The following is a 17,193-nucleotide window of genomic DNA, read 5'->3' as shown; positions in this document are numbered from 1 at the left end:
GGACTAATTATTTATAAAATCAGATATTTGATTTAACCACATTACTATTTCATCAAATCCTTCTGTTTCTTGTAATCTAGGCACAGTCATTTTTGATATTGCATCGGTATTCAATCTCTGTTTAACTCTACTTATTTTACTTTTTTGTTTCTCAATTAGTAAACGAGGGTCAGAATGCATTTCTTCCCATGTACCTTCGCCATTAACAGAATGAACGGCTTTAGCAACTTCTAATGGCAAATCAGTGTCTTCCTCTATAGCCTCTAATGTAATGTCAATTCCTTTTTCCGCGTAACATTCTAAAATAGCATCAATATGTAGATAACTTTCCAATTCACGTTTTGTCGTATTAAATCCTATTTTACGAGGATTATTCTCAGCATTTAACTCTTGAACTTTTTGTACGTATTCGGGCTTATCTGAATCATATAAGTGAAATTGTGCTTGAGTCAATCCATCCAAATATTTCTTTTCAACATAGAACTTCAATTGAGACCCACCAACAGGTATAAAAGCTACACTTTCATTATTATCTAGGTTAAGAATATTGGCATCATGATTATTTAACATTTTACTATAATTAATCAACCCATTAACATCATTTTCACCCTCAACAAAAATTAAGACTTTTACTTTGTTTTTAGGATCAGGTAAGGCTCCCAGCGTTTCGATAATTCTATCTATTATTTCAACATTATCAGTTCCATCTTCATTTGTGCCTGATTCAATTTGGGTATTTCCATCTTCTTTGAATATATATCTTAGTGATGACTTAGGAATTTCACCAGCTAAATTTGAATTATGCGTAGTAAAAATAACCTGAGCATTTTCTGTCTCTGCTAATTCCTTCATTGAATTAACAATCATCATCTGAAAATCTGGATGTTGCGAGGTTTCAGGTTCTTCAAGTGCGTATATAACATTTGGCGCTTGATCTGTCTTTCTTCTATCAACCTGGGCTCTAAAAAAACTTAGTAAAACCAGTCTTCGAATTCCAGATCCTCTTTTGTTAAGTGAAATTCCCCTATCATCTTCTAGACTTAATTTGAAAATTGTATTCCATGAGGGTTCTTTAGGGAAATTTGAACGTAAGGTTTCTGCCAGAGTCACATCTAGTTCATTTACCTTTTCTATAGTTGCATCGGCAAGAACAGTTGAAGCACTCTGAATCTGTTCTTTTAGTTGCTCAAGTAGTGGTGCAATGTCAGGACGACCCAAAACCTCTTTTACGATTTCCTTCATCGGATCTTGAATGTCAGAATCCTGATCATCCAATTTCTTATCGACAAAAAATAAAGAGTATATAGGTAAATACTTACTAATACTTGCCCATATCTTTTTTCTATTATCTTCATTATCCAATTTACCCTCAATCTTTATCAGCTTTTGAGTAGTTTGAACTTCTTGACCTGGGTAATAATGATCGCGAATTGCCCTTCTCAAATCCTTACTTTGGGTTCTATTTACTCCCTCATGACCAATACCAAGTTCATCTAATTGCAACTTTAAAGTGTTCCTTTTTTTTGAAAGCAAATCATCTAGTGCTTCATTATCAGGGTATAAACATTTTATAAATGACTCTGCCGTTAACGTCCCAGCTCTTGAGAATTTGAATTGCTTAACTATTTCTAAATCTCCATCATCATTTAGCAAAAATTCACTTGCTAAACTTGTTGATACGGAATCGTCCAAAATCAAGCTATCCGGTAAATCGCTAAATACGCAGGTTATATCAATTTGTAATTCTCCTGCTCCTATCGATAAATCACTAAAATCTGGTTTTCCATTAAAGAATATATCCAAAGCTTCCATGATCGAAGATTTGCCAACATCATTCCTACCAATCAAAACATTCAAATCATCAATACGAATTTCAACTTCATTTGAATAACTTCTGAAGTTCCTGATTTTTAACAACTTTAATTTCATGATTAATTATTTTAAGTTGATCAAACTATATCAATTAGTAACCCTATCGATATCCGTTATCATAAATCTCAGCATGTCATATTCCTTGAGTGCTGTACTGTTGTTGCCCAAGTCTTTTCTTATTTCAAGCACAACATTTCCCAAAGCATGAAGCATCTTATATGGATCTAAATTAGATTCATTGTTATAGAGATATTGAAAAAAGTTATTGTAGGCATTTACAACTCCATCAGAGCCGAAAAGCATCAACTGAAATGCAGATTTCCTATACTCATGTGATTGAATCTGTTTAACAGCCTTAGCCATTTCAGACTTATTTTTAGCACCTGAAAAAACACGGATAATTGGCTCCAATATCTTCTCATAGTTTAGCCGTTTCTCTTCAATTAATTTCTCTCTTTGAAGCTTAAGTTTTTCTGACTTGTCCTTTAGGAACCAGGTAAGTAAACCAGTGGATACTACCAATAATGTTGGCAATATGTTTTGTATCCAATCCATATCAACTGCCCTCCACAATTTTAATTTCCTCTTCCGTCAACCCATACAACTCATACACCAACTGGTCTATTTCCTTTTCTAATTCTAAAGTATCTCTTGAAGGGTTTTCATTTTTATCATTTAGTATTTGGGTGACTTTATTTTCAATCAATGGATTAGTTTTATCAATTAAAGGCAATGCTTTAATTTCTCCTGCCTTTATTTTTGGGAACAGGTCGTCAAACTCATTATTAATATTCCTAAAATACCAAAAGATCAATTTTGAATTAAAAATTGCTAAATCATGAATTGGATTAACAGCATCGTTCTTTGGTTTTAATACATATGCAGTTTGATCTATAACAAAATCATCTTTGACTAAAGAAGTTACCAAAGAATCCTTACCAGGTATTTGCCGAATTAATAATCTAGTACCCAAAGAATATTTCACATCTCTCGGTTCTGCAAGCCATGATCCATAGCTGATGTATTCGTTATTCCATGAAAAAACGTATTTTCTTAAATTCTTACCTCTTAATTCAGGTAAATACGTTACATCAACTTTTGAGAATGAATTAAATACCTTGTTCTTTACTTGACTTGATGTTTGAGCAGGTTTTCCTTTTCCTACTTGATATTCCTTAATTCCTGAACTGCAATCATACTTGTCTTCAACATTAATGCTTTGACTTTCAATCTTCTGTATAATAGTATTTTCATTTGGAGAGAGTGTAGTTGTAAAATTGAATCCACGATTAGTTTTAAAAGATCCGGGGTTAAATTCATTTTGAACAATTATGCTTTGATTCTGACCTAAATGATTTATTGAAACTCCGTTAAACTTGGCTTTTGAAAATAAATATATTAAGACATCCACAGATGCCTCCTCAAATACATCATCCCTAATATCTACAAATGATAGTATTCCAAAATTGGAAAGTATGAATTCTCTTAACTTAAAAGTATTCTGATTTGCTAAAAATGCATTGGGTACAATAAAGGAATTGATGCCCTTTGAGTCAAGTATTTGATGAGACTTTTCAATGAAAAGATGATATAGGTCTAATTGATTTTCGGCCGTTAAATATCGTTCTGCTAAAAAAGATTGACTATCGTCCCGTACTCTTAAATAAGGCGGATTCCCAATCACCACATCAAAGCCTTTGAAATTACCTGCATCATCCAATACTTCTGGGAATTCAAATCGCCATTCAAAAGCATCCTCAAAAATTTGGTTGCTACGCACCTCTTCCAGCTCCTGCTCAAGCTTTTGCAAGGCTTTGGTTTTATCATTCACCTCTTTCTCCCAGGCTTTCTTCTTTGCCCCTACCAAGCCAAACAAATCCGTTTGTTGGGTGAGTTTCATCAATTCTCCTTTCAACTTTTGAGAGCGTATCAGTCGCTTGTCCTTTTTGCCAATCTCGGTTTCAAAGTCACCCTTTATGCTCTCAATCAATCGCTCAAACTCGCGCTTGTCCTCCTTGCTGGTCGCATTTTTATAGCTGTTTACCGCATTACGATACGTGGTAATATCCCATTTGCTTTTCTTTAGCGCCTCGCTAATATCAGTATCCAAATCAAAACGGCTAATGAGGCTATTGCCGGTTTTAATGTTGATGTCAATGTTGGGCAGGGTTTGTAACACCTCCCGCCCTTCGGGCACCCTCCTCAAGGAGGGATTGCCCACCCCTTTGTCCCCTCCCGAGAGGGGATTAATGTAGTAGGCGTTTTTAAGAAGCTCTATCCACAATCGTAAACGACAAATCTTTACCGAGTTCGGGTTAATGTCTACTCCAAAAAGACAGTTTTCAATAATAGTCTGCTTTTCATGAAAGAGCGTTTCTTGCACCCGTTGCTTCTCATTACTACCAACGGTATAATCAAAGAAGGCTCCATTGTCATCGGTAATGATCAGCTCATCGTTTTCAATGGTTATATCATAATCTCGTAAGGTTTTGCCTTCCTTATCTAACAAGATTCTTAGCTCAGATTTTATTGCAATGATTTCATTTAAAGCAGATACTAGAAAGTGGCCTGAACCTACAGCAGGGTCGCAAATCTTCAGGCTATTGATAATGTCATTCGCCTCTTTTTTGTCTTCAATCTTGTCGTATAACTGCTCAAAACTTTCAAGCGCCCAACCCTTAGCTTCATTAAACTTTTGTACAACAGCCCTTCTTATCGTTTCACGGCACATGTACATCGTAATAAAGCCAGGGGTATAAAAGCTGCCATCTTTATAACCATTAATCTTCTCAAAGATTAATCCTAATACTGAAGCGTTAATTAATGACTTGGACTCATCCTGAATGGCTTCCTTTCCCTCACTGGCAAAGTCATAGGCTTCCAAAAACTCAAAGAGGTATGTGAGTGGGTCTTTCTTTCCACCAATGCGTTTGCCCTTTTCATCCTTCAGGACCGTTTGGCTATATACCTCAATAGGTGTATCATGGCTGAGCATCGATATAGAAAGTACTTCTTCCAAACCCGTTGGTTCGAAAAGTGAACTGTTCAGATATGGGATATGCGCAAATAATTCCTTATAACGCTCGTGTCTATCCTGCTGCTTGCGTGCCAATACGCCAAAGAAGAGTCGGTCAAGTACATCATAATCAGGTATGGTTTTAGAGTCTAAAAACTTGTAGGTCTTATCTCCTTTATGATAACTCACTAACTGCGATTCTAACAGCTTGAGAAATAGCACACGATTCACCCAAGTAATACACAATTCTAAACCAACGTTATAGGCTTGCTCTTCTGCATTCTTACCAAAGTGTGAAGGTCGGTCAAGCATACGCAGTCGATCCCGCTCATCCATGATGAGCATGGCATTTTCCAGAAGAGATCCAGAATCTCGTTTACCCTTTTCTTTACGCTGGATGATTTTCTTACCCTTATCCTTTGTTTCTTCTAAACCAATGATATGCAGCAACTCATGATAGAATTGTTTGTTTAGGCTATTACTATCATTGGCAAAGGGCTGCTTTAGTAAGTGCACGGGTGAAAGCAACTTGTATAAACTAATCAGCTTAGTTGAGTCGCCCTCCTTCTTTAGTTCCTTTTCAAATTCACGAAAGTCAAACCAGGTATAAGTAAGTTGTTCCTTTAATTTATCGATGGCCGGGGCGGCAATATCTTTATAAAACAGCTCTGTTTTAGTAGTGTCTTTCTGCCCTGCATTCCATTGTTTAAACTCCTTTACAAGCGCTGAATTTTTATAGAAAGCTTCATAAAAAGTACTGGCATCAAACACAAACCATTCATATACATTCGTAACTACTAGGTGCTTGATGTCGGTATTTTCTTTTTCAATGCGTTCTCGTAAATAATACAAGACAAGTTCTTGAAGTGCCTTTGCATTCAACTTGTCTTTACTCACCATCTCACTTTTATTGGAGGGCTTCTTTACTTCTAATAAAACTCCTGCTGTGCTCTTCGTAGTTTTTTCATTATGGATGACCAGATCAGTTCGGTCTTTGGTGTTGATAGCAAAGTCTCCCTTATACCAGGTATCATTCAAGAATTGAATCACATCATTCTTCACATGCTCTTCACTCTCTTGCTCATCCAGCTCGCCCAAGAGTTTAGAGAGATTATTACGGAAGAGTTCGATATCCCCACTGTAGACTTTTTGTTTACGGTACGCCTTGTTTAACGCTTGTGTAGGTGTGATAAATGGTTTCTTTTCTCGGGCCATCCAACTAAGATAAATATGTAATGAGTACTGATAAAGATAGTATTTGCGTTCGCAACTTTCGTGAAAGTAGCGAATAAATTTATGCGTAATTTTAACGTATTAGGGGTTTTTACCTAATTTGATAGGGGTTTTTACCTAACTACCTCACATTTACTTTCGCATAAATTTTGAGGAAAATTAATAGAATCTTATCGAACTAAACTCACCTAAAATGGTGAGTTTTAATATTCAAGAGTTGAGTACCTTGCCAATAAAATGAGTTGCCATGAGATATGTAGTATCACTCGTCATTGCTTGTGTTTGTATAATTCATGTATCAGCACAGGAACCACCTGGTTCTTTTGAGTCGGCCAAAAAACTTCTGGCCGATCTGCACGAAGAAATAAATTATCAATTCACCTTGTATTGTGGCTGCCCATATTCACGAACCACAACTTCTGGTGGACAGGTTGATAGAGAAGCATGTGGAATTGAAGCGAGATCTAACGAAACCAGAAGTAAGCGCATAGAATGGGAACATGTTGTTCCCGCCAGTTGGTTTGGCCAAACCCGTGCCTGCTGGATGCTTAAAGAGATTGCCTACCCTGAAGAATGTGAAGGTAAAAGCGGCCGAGAATGCTGTGAAGCTGTGAATGAAGATTTTGAGCTTGCACACAATGACCCTAACAATCTCTTCCCAGCAGTGGGTGAAGTAAATGCTGACCGATCGAATCATCCCTATGGTGAAGTGCCAGGTGAGCCAAGAGTGTATGGACTATGTGATGCTGAAATTATTGAATTGCCCGATGGCAATAAGCTCTTCGAGCCTGCTGAAGGAAAGGTACGCGGCACGGTTGCTAGAGCAATGCTTTATATGGCTCAGGTATATGGCGTTAATGTTCAACTACCGATGGAAGAGATATGGTCATGGCATCAAAATAACCCTCCGGAAGCTTGGGAAATTGAACGTGCAAAACTTATTGCTGAAAGAACAGGGTTATGCAATGAGTGGGTATTGAGTAATTGTAATTCAGGGCACTAACAATACAATAGAAATGAGAGGGGATTTTACCTTTATGAAAAAACCAATAAAGAAATTTAATAATTCCAAATAAGTCTGGATCGATCAAATCCCTTCGGATTTTCAACATGCACATAACCTAATGGGTTCGAATAAAGCATTGTATCTCCAATTTGTTTTGGGAGCGAATTTGAATGACTATGGCCGTACACCCATGCGATTGCTTTACTTTCATGAATCAGGCCGTCAGACATTGATGCAAAGCCGGCATTTAAATCACTTCCGAGATACTGTTTGTCAATTAAAGAAAAACTAGGCAAATGATGGGTAATTACAATGACCTCATGTTGCCTTGGGTTATCTTCAATTTCAACACTGATGTATGCTTTGGCTCGCTTATGAAGTTCATTGTAACCCTCGGTTGTGAGCATTTCTCCTTTGAACTTACACCTCATAAAATCTGCAAATTCATTTTTTCTAAAACTGCTTGGCACGTAAGACCATAGTGTACTGAATATCACTTTATGATTATCAATGACCACAGAAGAATTGTTCAGCAATGTGATATTATCTCTAAGCTTCAGCTGAAACTCTCCTATTGAGTTATTGAGATCAAAACCATTGTAATATTCATGATTACCAGGGATGGCATAAACCTGCTCGAAGTCCTGAGATAACCGATCAAGAAAGGGTTCATACACATCGTCTACTGAACCATCGTCATTCAAAACAAGTAAATCTCCGGCAAGAATTAATGTATCTGCAACAGGGACTAATGGATATTCTCTTAAATACTCCCTATTTATAGGGAATTCGAGATGAAGGTCGGATGCGAATTGGATCATGAGCATTACTAAACAACACTAATCTTAAATATAGGAATTTACAAATAATGTTACTTATAAGTTCATATATTTAAATTCAATCAAATCCTTCACTAAAGAATTCTAGTGGCGTCATTTCAAATGCCTGAATTACTTTCATCAAGTTTACAAAAGTGATGTTCTCGCCTCTTTCATACCTGCCGTACTGTGCTCTGGGGATGTTATGCTCATAGGCAAAAGGCTCATAACTTGTATATCCCTTCTGTATTCGAAGAGCCTTCATACGAGCCCCAAGCTTTAGAAGCCATTCCTGTTTTTCAGCATCATCCATTTCACAAAAGAAATTTGAATAATACTTTTGTGTTACTACTTATATGTTCATATATTTAAATCATGAAAGTAGAAATGGAATACGAACCAGAAATTCAAGCCTTATTGCTTTACTTGACATATGCAGACATAAAGGATAGTGAAAAAAGAATGGCACTATTAACCCTTAGTAATTTGATGGACAAGCTCAAAGTTGTGAAAAATGACATCTGCTATTTATCAAAAAAAGTGCAAGGCATGGATCAATTTGGTAATGAAATAGCCGAAAAATATTTGACTGAAAGACAAGCTGAAAGGTATTTACAAAAAGGAGTAATAGACTAACTAAGCTTATATCCCCAGTTTGTTGCCTTTGTCATTATCATCATCACTATCTCGCTTTTTTCTGCGTCTATATTCAGCTTGTTTTTGAGAACCCTCAACAATATTAGTAAGTGATTTCAATGAAACCTTTTTAGAATCATATTGATCCGTTTTTAATTGTTTGAGGTTAGGTTGTTTAGTTTCAAGTGAATTCCCCTGAAATAAAATCGATAACTTTTCTTCCATTGATTTTCCATTTTTCAAAGTGTTTTGGTACTCAAATGTCTCATAGAATGATCTAGAATAATCAAACATTTTGTTGAACAATGTTTCAGATGTTTGTCTGAATTTATTTCTATTGAAACCATGGCTGATAGGTCCTTTACTTTTGCCCCTATGTGAAGTTCTAGGTGATAGTTTAATTTTATTTGTCTTATCCTTTCTACTAACAAGAACATGTACATGCCAATTGGGGCCTTCTTTACCCTTTCTAAACTCTTCAATCTTGGCAAAATAAAGCAAATCATCTGCTCTCAAACCTTTATCAAAATTCATGGCATAAACGTCCATCAGGTTTCTAGTGTAAAGTTTAATCTTCTCTTCACTACACCCAATATGCAATAATTCATTTTTTGATGGACTAATTATCAATTGAAAAAATTTAGCTTCATGTTTACACAACTTGGCCTTATTATTATCGAGTGACTCAACAACATAGCTCGACTTTATATTATCATTCGACTGGTCAAAAAATAATCTCTGATCTTTTATTAATTTCTCTTCATTTTCCTTCTCCAAATATTCTACAGCCGACACTGATGAACCTGTTCCACCTACTTCAATTTTGACGTACATACTTTTTACAGATTTTGAATTTTTTTAAATGCCATCCGATAAGCTTTATCAACTTCTGAAACATTCATAAGATTTGAGAATTCATTTCTGGTTTCGTGATAAACTTTTAAAGATTTAAGAGCCTGTCTTTTTACCTCAGTTTTTTTATCATTCGTGAAATTATTGTTGTTCGCGAAATTCACGAGATGCACTAAAGTCTGTTCCATATTTGATGTACTGTTATTAATAGCTATCAAATATTTCATTATATCCTCCTTAGTTGGAAGTTGCGACATTTGTTGTGAAAACCCTTTAACCACTAATCGAACGTCATTTGTTAATGGCTTTAAATGTTCTTTTTCATGAACCTTGAAGTAACCAACAACTTGATCCTTTAGTTTTTTCACTTGCTCTGTAGGGTCTCCCTCTCGATACTTTGAGGGATTTATTTTATTACGATCCATATATATAATGGCCTGTTCTATTATTGCCTTTTTAGACATATCAAGCCTGTTCTTCAACTTTTGAAGTATGTCATCATATCTATCTTCTATCTGTATATTTTTCATCTTATGTATACTGAAATGTATTTCAAAATGTATTTATCAAAGCTGATAATCAGCCAGTTATGCTCTTATATAATGTGCAAAATGCAGTTAAGGGGGGAGAAAATGTATATAAAAAGGGGTTTAAAGGTTATTTAAGCATTTTTTAAAAAGTTGGATTGGGCATTTGCCCCATCCCCACTTGCTCCCCCCTAAATACTCCCCGGCTATCATCAAAATCTTACCAATAGTATCAATCATTTTCTCAGAATAGGTTTGTCAAATAATAGATCTAGTGCCTCTTCAATTGCATCACGATAAGAGTATTCTGTATCGCCTGCCATTCTTCGTTCATTTCTGTAGAGCTTTAATCTCGCTCTATGTTTCAAAGACATTTGATAACCAATTGTCACGTAATCTTTTGCCTTACTTTTCCTTTTAGGGTTTTCTGAAATATTCCTAAGTTGTTCGCTATTTTCTTTTGTTACTTGAATTACTTGCTTTTCGCGAGACTCACTAGCTTCACTATTTTCTTGACTTTCCTGAGGATTGCTAGTTGCCTGATACTCTTGGTATACACGAGATTCAAGACCTTCGCTAGATTCTTTTTTCTCGCGACTTACTAAACCTTCTATGCTTTCGTTAGACGTACTATTGAACTTTTCTTTTTTATTAGACAGCGACTCTAATGATTCTAATTCTTCAAAAAAGTCTTTTTTAGGATTATCCCTCCGCCTTCTATTTATATTGAAATCCCTTGGCATATTACATCAAGTTTATTTGCTAATAAATTATAGTCTTGAGCTCCATTTGATTCTGGTGCGTAAGAAAATATATCTTCTCTATTACTTGGGGACTCTCGGAGTTTTGTGCATTGCCTGATATTAGATTCTAAAAGCAATCCTGGATACTCCTTATGAACTATACTTTCAGTCTCCTTTGTTACCAGCAGTCTATGATCATATCTAGTAAAAAATGCTCCTAAAAGTCTTAGGTCAGGATTCAATTTTTTAGAGAGCCTTTCAACAGATTCATTTACTAAATCAAGGCCATCAAGTGAGAACTCCATTGCCTCCAACGGTACAATTACATTGTCAGAGGCTAAATATGCATTGGTACTTATCAAGCCTAATGAAGGTGGGCAATCAATTAATACATAATCCACTATTGAATTTTCTAATAGTGATTCTAGCTTATCCCTAAGCAGAAAGAAACTATTTATGTCTGATCCATAATTCTTCTCAAATACTGGAAAATTCTTACTACCAGGAATCAGTAACAAGTTCTTTCTAATTTTAAACACAGCAGAGCGAATACTACAGTCTTCTATTAATAAGCCATAAATATCATTTTCACATTTTTCAGCTCCCAAACTCTTACTTAAATTACATTGGGGGTCCATATCTATTAGTAAAGTCTTTTTACCGGCAATTGCCAATGCTGCACCAATGTTTAATGTGGAAGTAGTTTTGCCCACTCCCCCCTTTTGATTTGATATTGAAATAACTCTTGTCATTTTTCTATTTTTAAATTGATAAACCTTTTTTTCCATTCAATTCCATATATAGTTTTCTCCCCTTTCTTAAACCGTATGAATAGTCATTTTTTGATCTTAACGAGAGAAGTAGATCTTTTAGATAATTAGGATTTTCATTGGCTAATATATAGCCATGATTTATGCCTTTAATTAGCAAATCATCATTGTTCTTAGAATCTATCATGAGTCTTTGACTTTATATATTGATTAATACTTTCTAGTGAGTAGATAATTGTTTTTGGAGTCACCTTAGCATAAGTAAGCTTACCTTGGTTTCTAAAGTTTTGAAGTGTAGTATCAGAACTTATTTGAAGCAATTCCTTAGCTTCCTTAGCTGACACCCAAGGAGACTTGGGTTTATCTTTATATGAAGGGCATGTCTGATCGATGATGTTTGTAACAGCCCTGATTACAAAATCTTTTTCTAAACATATTTGATTCATAATTGATGCTTTTAATTTTGAATCAAACATATAAGGCTAGATTTTAACCTGCAAAGACCTACGAACACCTACATTTAATAGTTCATACTCAATTGATTATCAATACGTTGTAAAATCATGACTTAATCCAAATTGATCGGTTAACAATGATTTCAATTATTTAGAGTTAGATCAAGACTTCATTCGTCAAACACTTTTTCAATATTTTCCATAATTTGGTAAAAAAATAACCATGGAATATTTCAAATTAGTTATTGTTATATCTCTAAGTCTATTGTTCGGTTGTAACGCTAATGAATCCAAAAAGTCAGAGACTGATACAACAAAACAATCACAATCTTCAGTAACTGAAAAAAAGGAACCTGTGTCCTTATTAACCACTTATCAAGATCAAATTAAGGAGTCCTTTTTTCATTATTTTAGAAAAGAAATGTATGGCTTGGGTAGTTATAATTTGATTAAATATGAAAGTATCGAAATAAATAATGACCAAGTAGAATATACGCTTGTCACAATACCGTATTCAGAAATTGAAGATTTTGTAATAGCATATGAGAATGGCATTTTAGAGGCTTCTCTTTTTAGCGCTTCCTCTTTTAAGATTACTGACACCAATTCTCAAAATGACACCATTATATATAAGGGTTCAATAAGTGTTTTGGATACTATTAGTAACAATGCTGAAGGTTCAATCTCATCAATTAAAATTGGATTTACTGGGAATTATTCTGGAAGTAAGATTGGAAGAAACCCTTACGAAGAACCAGGACGAATTTTCTATGAAGACCAATTCACAACTGGATTATGGGTCAATCCTGATGAGCCTCGAATGTATAATAGAGATGAGATGTTTCTTAAGGCTAGGATATTCAAATTAACTAAGGAAGAATTGAATGGCTACTCCAAGGATGATTTGGCTTATTTAAGAAATGAGATTTTTGCCAGACATGGTCATTTTTTCAAAACGGACAAAATGAAGAATTACTTTGCTAACAAGGAGTGGTACAAACCTTATGTTAATGATGCTACAGAATTCTTAAATGAAACAGAGAAGGATAACACTTTATTTATCAAAAATCTTGAGCAAAATATTTAATCTTCTCGCTCTTATTCTATTATTTGGCTGTCAATCAGGCACCACTTCCAGTGATCAAACAGAGTTAATTAAATCTCAGAATGATTCTTTAAATCTTCCTGAAATTGATGTAGACACCTTTTCAATTCTATCCAATAATAAGCTTGATTTAACCAAAGAGTATTTTACGAAGTATTACAACAAATCAATTTATACTATTGAGCCACAAATGATTGTAGTTCACTACACGGCTATTCCTACATTGGATGAAACACTAGATTATTTCAAATCAGATAGTTTAGACATTACCAGAAAGAATATTAGAAACAAAAGCATCCTTAATGTTGGAATACAGTATGTGGTTGATAAGAATGGAGACATATATAACTTAATGCCGGATACAGTGATGGCCAGGCACATAATAGGCTTCAATCATGTATCTATAGGAATTGAAAATGTTGCCAAAGATTCTACTGAACTTACTGATGAGCAGTTAGAGAGTAATTTGAAGCTTATCAATGTTCTGGCGATGAAATATAAAACCATTAACTATCTGATCGGGCATAATGAATATGATAATAAGACCTGGGCGCATTACTCTTTATTCAAATCTGCAGATTCAAGCTATGTGCCATATGAAAAGCCTGATCCGGGTGAGGAGTTTATGGCTAATTTAAGATTTAGATTAAAGAATGAGTATGACCTTGAGTTTAAAAGGTAATGCTTGGATAGGAGTTGGATTATTCATCCTTTCCTTTATTTTGAGATTAGCTGCACTGCTCCAAACTGACTATGCTAACGGATGGGATGGTTATTATTATGTGATGCAGTCACATAGTCTGATTGAATATGGACACATGCAGTCTCTGGACTACTCTTTAATCTATCCATATTTTACGCTACTGTCATTACTTATCAATGACTACGTCTTGGCAGTTAAAGTTGGTTCAGCTCTACTTGCCGCAGTTTTAAGTTTTTTAATCTATACGATAGTAACAAAAGTTTCATCCAACCGATATTTAGGGTTACTGGGAGCGTCATTTTCATTATTTAGCCCAGGCATCACCTTTATTACGGCCTCGTTTCCTAAAAACCTTCTTGGGATTATTTTTCTTCTACTAATGGTTGTGTTTTTAACTCAACGAAAATTTCTATTAGCAACTCTGTTCTTAATTCTTTCCTTGCTAACTCATAGAATGACAGCCGGTTTAGGCCTGCTGGCTTTTGGAATTATTTTACTCCCAAGTTTTAATATCAAATATCTAATCATTGCAATCCTTGGTCTTGTTGCGTTCTCCTTTTTACCTGGTATTTTTCATTGGAGTGACCTTGAAAGATTCAATGGGGTTTTTACAGCATTACCTCAACTTTCACCGTTATCCTTTTACCAATTGAATATTACACACAATAATACTTACTGGATCATTGAACTTTTTATACTTACATCTATCATTTGTTATTTGATAAGACTCCTCTACACTGAGTGGAAGACGATCTTTAAAAACAAGTCACTACAGCTCTATTGGATATTTTCATTGATCTTCTTTTTTCCTTTTTTTGAATTCGACTTTGGAAGCATGGGATTTCGCTTCTTCTTGGTGAGTAGTATTTCAGCGCCATTTATTTTACTCTTTGTATCTAAGAAAATATCAAACACCATTTTATTGTCGCTGAGTATACTATTTATTGCTTCTTCATTTATTAGTTACAAGTCATATAATCCAAAGTACCATGATGCACCAAACGAAACCTACTTTCGAATAACAGAAGGGTTAGTGAAAAACTTTACTGCCGAGGAGTACACTTTGGTCATTGCTCACAAATCTCTAGCAGAAGTTATCATTTACAAAACTGATTTTGATGCCTTAAATTGGGCTAAACCTGAAGACATAGAATTGGAGAAAGTATTAAGAATTGTACATGGTGTCCCAAAAGTTTCAATGATAGAATATTTAAGCTCTGAGGAAATTAATAAACTTATACAAGTTGAAAATCAATATTACATCCTACCAGAAAGCTTATGGTTGAAAGCTTATCAAAAAGCTGCAAATGCCAATGATGTAAAATTCTTAACATTGGTATCGAAAGGAAACAATCCAATGACTGAAAGACCAGACTATCTACTGAAAGGGAAAAATGATGAGTGAGATAATTCTGATTTTATATACAACCAAGTACCGAAAGGGAGGAGATAAATTCAAAAGAGTAGCTCGAACCATGAAAGATGAATTATCTAGCAATGGTTCTGAGGTAATAAGTCTTTCGATAGAATCGAAGGCTGAGATTAAAGAGATTTTCAAAACCTTAGCTAGTCAGAATAAATCAATAAAGGAATTTCATTTTATTGGTCATAGCGGAATGTATGGCCCAATGTATGGCACAGTTGCATATCCAGAGCAATTTAGTCCTTACGAGTTAAAAAAACTGGTTATACCATTTGCGCATAATGCTAAAGCTTACTTTCACTGCTGTAGGTCAGCAAGATGGTTTGCTCCTTATTTTTCGAGAGTGCAAAATGTTACAACATTCGGGTATCACTGGTATACCTCATTTTCTTCAAATAAAGCCCGGTATAAATTAGATGTGAGCAAAGATCCTTTCAAGCCATTATATTGTTTCGGCTGTCCAGGTAAAAAGTCACACGGTTATCTTACCTCGGTAAAAAAATATTTAGGACTTGTAAAAGCCGAACCACTAAAGGAGTTTAAACCAGAACAGGGGGAAATAGATAGTACTTACAATTCTGTGGCTGAATTGTATAATAATGTCTTTCAGGATATCAAAGTTAGGTCTGATGAGTATAAATGGATCATAAGTCACTTACCAAAAAATAAAGACATAAATGTGCTCGATATTGGGTGTGGTAACGGTGCTCTCTTAAAGGAATTGGCAAATAAAATTACTAGTGGCACTGGCGTAGATATCTCTAAAAACCTCATCCGGTTCGCAAAAAACAACAATGTAAAGCATTCGAATCTTCAATTCGAACAGCTAAATGGCCCAGAGCTTCCATTTAAAGACAATACATTCGATTTGGTTATTTCTATGTTGTCCTTTCGATATTTGGATTGGGATCCTATTATGAAGGAGATTCAAAGAGTCACTAACCCTGAAGGTAAATTATTGATTATTGATATGGTTACCGCTCCGGTTAAGTTGACGGAATATCCACAACTGTTGAGAAGTAAATTAAAACATTACATTCACAGAATTCGATACAAAGCATTCTATAAAAACTTAAGGAAGTTGGTTCATAATCCCAATTGGAAGGGCATGCTCAAGTATAATCCGATTAGAAGTGAGCACGAAATGAAGTGGTACATAGAGAGTAGATTTCCTGGAAGGAAAGTTGAAGTAATTAATATAGGTTATAATGCCAGAATCATTGCTTTTGATACAGAGTCCATGGAAAACATAAAGAATATTAATCTGAGCTACCCGTGATTAATAGATTGGCTATATATGATTATGGTATAGGAGGAATCGATTTATACCTACGAATTAAGGATGATTTCCCTGAATTAGGCATTACGTACTTTTCAGACTCAGGAGAAGTTCCTTATGGTAAGTTAGACAGCCCCACTCTTTCAAATCGAGTAAATAAAGTCATTGATTTTTTAGTAAATGATGGATGCACTTTGATAATAGTAGCCTGTCATTCTGCAAGTACTGTACTTGGTAATATTAGCAATAAACCTCTTAAAGGTATGTTGGATTTTACCAAAGAGAGCATTACTGTTGATGCCAAAAAACGACTAGGAATTATAGGCGGTGGACGCACAATTGAATCAAACATTTATGCCAATCATTTTGAATCATTAGGATTTGAAGTAGTTCAAAACAATGCCCAAATTTTATCAATATTAATAGAAGCTGGTGAGACAGATGCAGGTCTTTATAAAAATGAAATTATAAAGATTCTCCAACCATTAGGGGAAATTGATTATTTACTTTTGGCGTGTACGCACTACCCAGCACTCTTGAAACTCATTAAAGAAGTTCTAGATGAAACTTGCAAAGTAATTGATCCGATGGAGCACATGTATGCTCAGCTAAAATCTCAACTATTGGATTTTAACGCAGGCAAGGATGTTATTTATACTACAGGTGATAGGGATATAATGCATAAATCCATTGTATCAGTTTATAATTTGAAACTTAAAAGCATAAATCAACTCAGTGAGTTTTTCTAATTAAAG

General features: G+C 34.9%; 18 protein-coding genes. 7 read left to right on the top strand and 11 right to left on the bottom strand.

What is annotated here, in order from left to right; genetic code table 11:
* Window positions 1–3: 3 nt before the first annotated feature.
* Genes JR347_RS08945 through JR347_RS08935 form a run of 3 tightly spaced genes read right to left on the bottom strand, consistent with a single transcriptional unit; the run spans window position 4 to window position 6,103 of the window.
* Window positions 4–1,929, bottom strand: coding sequence for an ATP-binding protein (locus tag JR347_RS08945; protein WP_205723709.1), 1,926 nt, complete (start codon window positions 1,927–1,929; stop codon window positions 4–6).
* 30 nt (window positions 1,930–1,959) lie between these two features.
* Window positions 1,960–2,427: a hypothetical protein gene (locus tag JR347_RS08940; protein ID WP_205723708.1), complete on the bottom strand. Its 468-nt coding sequence runs from the start codon at window positions 2,425–2,427 to the stop codon at window positions 1,960–1,962.
* A gap of 1 nt (window position 2,428) precedes the next feature.
* On the bottom strand, window positions 2,429–6,103 hold the full coding sequence (locus JR347_RS08935) for a DUF7149 domain-containing protein (protein WP_205723707.1): 3,675 nt from the start codon (window positions 6,101–6,103) through the stop codon (window positions 2,429–2,431).
* Window positions 6,104–6,368: 265 nt separating this feature from the next.
* On the opposite strand from JR347_RS08935, the gene JR347_RS08930 reads away from it, so the two are divergent.
* A complete protein-coding gene (locus tag JR347_RS08930) occupies window positions 6,369–7,124 on the top strand; it encodes an endonuclease (RefSeq protein WP_205723706.1) in 756 nt (251 codons plus the stop codon).
* Between the two features lie 56 nt (window positions 7,125–7,180).
* On the opposite strand, the gene JR347_RS08925 is transcribed toward JR347_RS08930, so the two are convergent.
* Both JR347_RS08925 and JR347_RS08920 read right to left on the bottom strand, forming a co-directional pair.
* Window positions 7,181–7,954 (bottom strand): metallophosphoesterase, encoded by a 774-nt coding sequence (locus JR347_RS08925; protein ID WP_205723705.1) that lies wholly within the window; start codon window positions 7,952–7,954, stop codon window positions 7,181–7,183.
* A 70-nt stretch (window positions 7,955–8,024) separates the two neighbouring features.
* Window positions 8,025–8,258: a helix-turn-helix domain-containing protein gene (locus JR347_RS08920; RefSeq protein WP_205723704.1), complete on the bottom strand. Its 234-nt coding sequence runs from the start codon at window positions 8,256–8,258 to the stop codon at window positions 8,025–8,027.
* Window positions 8,259–8,320: 62 nt separating this feature from the next.
* On the opposite strand from JR347_RS08920, the gene JR347_RS08915 reads away from it, so the two are divergent.
* The gene (locus tag JR347_RS08915; RefSeq protein WP_205723703.1) at window positions 8,321–8,581 is read left to right on the top strand and encodes a hypothetical protein; all 261 of its coding nucleotides are present in this window, start codon (window positions 8,321–8,323) and stop codon (window positions 8,579–8,581) included.
* A gap of 6 nt (window positions 8,582–8,587) precedes the next feature.
* On the opposite strand, the gene JR347_RS08910 is transcribed toward JR347_RS08915, so the two are convergent.
* The 6 genes from JR347_RS08910 to JR347_RS08885 form a co-directional block, all read right to left on the bottom strand.
* Complete coding sequence (locus JR347_RS08910) at window positions 8,588–9,415, bottom strand: DUF5712 family protein (protein ID WP_205723702.1); 828 nt, start codon at window positions 9,413–9,415, stop codon at window positions 8,588–8,590.
* 5 nt (window positions 9,416–9,420) lie between these two features.
* Complete coding sequence (locus tag JR347_RS08905) at window positions 9,421–9,963, bottom strand: BfmA/BtgA family mobilization protein (protein WP_205723701.1); 543 nt, start codon at window positions 9,961–9,963, stop codon at window positions 9,421–9,423.
* 233 nt (window positions 9,964–10,196) lie between these two features.
* A complete protein-coding gene (locus JR347_RS08900) occupies window positions 10,197–10,703 on the bottom strand; it encodes a hypothetical protein (RefSeq protein ID WP_205723700.1) in 507 nt (168 codons plus the stop codon).
* Window positions 10,682–11,491 carry a ParA family protein gene (locus JR347_RS08895; protein WP_205723699.1) on the bottom strand — a complete coding sequence of 270 codons (810 nt, stop codon included), beginning with the start codon at window positions 11,489–11,491 and terminating at the stop codon, window positions 10,682–10,684. Before JR347_RS08895 ends, JR347_RS08900 begins: the two co-directional genes overlap by 22 nt.
* Window positions 11,466–11,660 (bottom strand): hypothetical protein, encoded by a 195-nt coding sequence (locus tag JR347_RS08890; protein WP_205723698.1) that lies wholly within the window; start codon window positions 11,658–11,660, stop codon window positions 11,466–11,468. Before JR347_RS08890 ends, JR347_RS08895 begins: the two co-directional genes overlap by 26 nt.
* Entirely contained in the window at window positions 11,647–11,919 is a 273-nt protein-coding gene (locus JR347_RS08885) for a helix-turn-helix domain-containing protein (RefSeq protein ID WP_205723697.1), read from the bottom strand. Before JR347_RS08885 ends, JR347_RS08890 begins: the two co-directional genes overlap by 14 nt.
* Before the next feature lie 232 nt (window positions 11,920–12,151).
* On the opposite strand from JR347_RS08885, the gene JR347_RS08880 reads away from it, so the two are divergent.
* The 5 genes from JR347_RS08880 to JR347_RS08860 are packed head-to-tail and all read left to right on the top strand — an operon-like array spanning window position 12,152 to window position 17,187.
* Window positions 12,152–13,015 carry a YARHG domain-containing protein gene (locus JR347_RS08880; protein ID WP_205723696.1) on the top strand — a complete coding sequence of 288 codons (864 nt, stop codon included), beginning with the start codon at window positions 12,152–12,154 and terminating at the stop codon, window positions 13,013–13,015.
* On the top strand, window positions 12,999–13,715 hold the full coding sequence (locus tag JR347_RS08875; RefSeq protein ID WP_205723695.1) for an N-acetylmuramoyl-L-alanine amidase: 717 nt from the start codon (window positions 12,999–13,001) through the stop codon (window positions 13,713–13,715). The genes JR347_RS08880 and JR347_RS08875 overlap by 17 nt, the downstream gene beginning before the upstream one ends.
* Window positions 13,693–15,141 (top strand): EpsG family protein, encoded by a 1,449-nt coding sequence (locus JR347_RS08870; protein WP_205723694.1) that lies wholly within the window; start codon window positions 13,693–13,695, stop codon window positions 15,139–15,141. Before JR347_RS08875 ends, JR347_RS08870 begins: the two co-directional genes overlap by 23 nt.
* The gene (locus JR347_RS08865; protein ID WP_205723693.1) at window positions 15,131–16,438 is read left to right on the top strand and encodes a class I SAM-dependent methyltransferase; all 1,308 of its coding nucleotides are present in this window, start codon (window positions 15,131–15,133) and stop codon (window positions 16,436–16,438) included. The genes JR347_RS08870 and JR347_RS08865 overlap by 11 nt, the downstream gene beginning before the upstream one ends.
* On the top strand, window positions 16,435–17,187 hold the full coding sequence (locus tag JR347_RS08860) for a glutamate racemase (protein WP_205723692.1): 753 nt from the start codon (window positions 16,435–16,437) through the stop codon (window positions 17,185–17,187). Before JR347_RS08865 ends, JR347_RS08860 begins: the two co-directional genes overlap by 4 nt.
* Window positions 17,188–17,193 lie beyond the last annotated feature (6 nt).

It is taken from the genome of Fulvivirga lutea (assembly GCF_017068455.1).
Lineage (GTDB): Bacteria > Bacteroidota > Bacteroidia > Cytophagales > Cyclobacteriaceae > Fulvivirga > Fulvivirga lutea.
This window is presented reverse-complemented; position numbering and strand designations above follow the sequence as displayed.

Bases quoted from the DNA above. Each gene is read 5' to 3' on its own strand.
- JR347_RS08880 (WP_205723696.1), top strand. From the start codon at position 12,152: ATGGAATATTTCAAATTAGTTATTGTTATATCTCTAAGTCTATTGTTC.
- JR347_RS08915 (WP_205723703.1), top strand. From the start codon at position 8,321: ATGAAAGTAGAAATGGAATACGAACCAGAAATTCAAGCCTTATTGCTT.
- JR347_RS08905 (WP_205723701.1), bottom strand. From the start codon at position 9,963: ATGAAAAATATACAGATAGAAGATAGATATGATGACATACTTCAAAAG.
- JR347_RS08865 (WP_205723693.1), top strand. From the start codon at position 15,131: ATGATGAGTGAGATAATTCTGATTTTATATACAACCAAGTACCGAAAG.
- JR347_RS08945 (WP_205723709.1), bottom strand. From the start codon at position 1,929: ATGAAATTAAAGTTGTTAAAAATCAGGAACTTCAGAAGTTATTCAAAT.
- JR347_RS08890 (WP_205723698.1), bottom strand. From the start codon at position 11,660: ATGATAGATTCTAAGAACAATGATGATTTGCTAATTAAAGGCATAAAT.
- JR347_RS08930 (WP_205723706.1), top strand. From the start codon at position 6,369: ATGAGATATGTAGTATCACTCGTCATTGCTTGTGTTTGTATAATTCAT.
- JR347_RS08885 (WP_205723697.1), bottom strand. From the start codon at position 11,919: ATGAATCAAATATGTTTAGAAAAAGATTTTGTAATCAGGGCTGTTACA.
- JR347_RS08935 (WP_205723707.1), bottom strand. From the start codon at position 6,103: ATGGCCCGAGAAAAGAAACCATTTATCACACCTACACAAGCGTTAAAC.
- JR347_RS08920 (WP_205723704.1), bottom strand. From the start codon at position 8,258: ATGGATGATGCTGAAAAACAGGAATGGCTTCTAAAGCTTGGGGCTCGT.
- JR347_RS08895 (WP_205723699.1), bottom strand. From the start codon at position 11,491: ATGGAAAAAAAGGTTTATCAATTTAAAAATAGAAAAATGACAAGAGTT.
- JR347_RS08940 (WP_205723708.1), bottom strand. From the start codon at position 2,427: ATGGATTGGATACAAAACATATTGCCAACATTATTGGTAGTATCCACT.
- JR347_RS08925 (WP_205723705.1), bottom strand. From the start codon at position 7,954: ATGCTCATGATCCAATTCGCATCCGACCTTCATCTCGAATTCCCTATA.
- JR347_RS08870 (WP_205723694.1), top strand. From the start codon at position 13,693: ATGACCTTGAGTTTAAAAGGTAATGCTTGGATAGGAGTTGGATTATTC.
- JR347_RS08900 (WP_205723700.1), bottom strand. From the start codon at position 10,703: ATGCCAAGGGATTTCAATATAAATAGAAGGCGGAGGGATAATCCTAAA.
- JR347_RS08910 (WP_205723702.1), bottom strand. From the start codon at position 9,415: ATGTACGTCAAAATTGAAGTAGGTGGAACAGGTTCATCAGTGTCGGCT.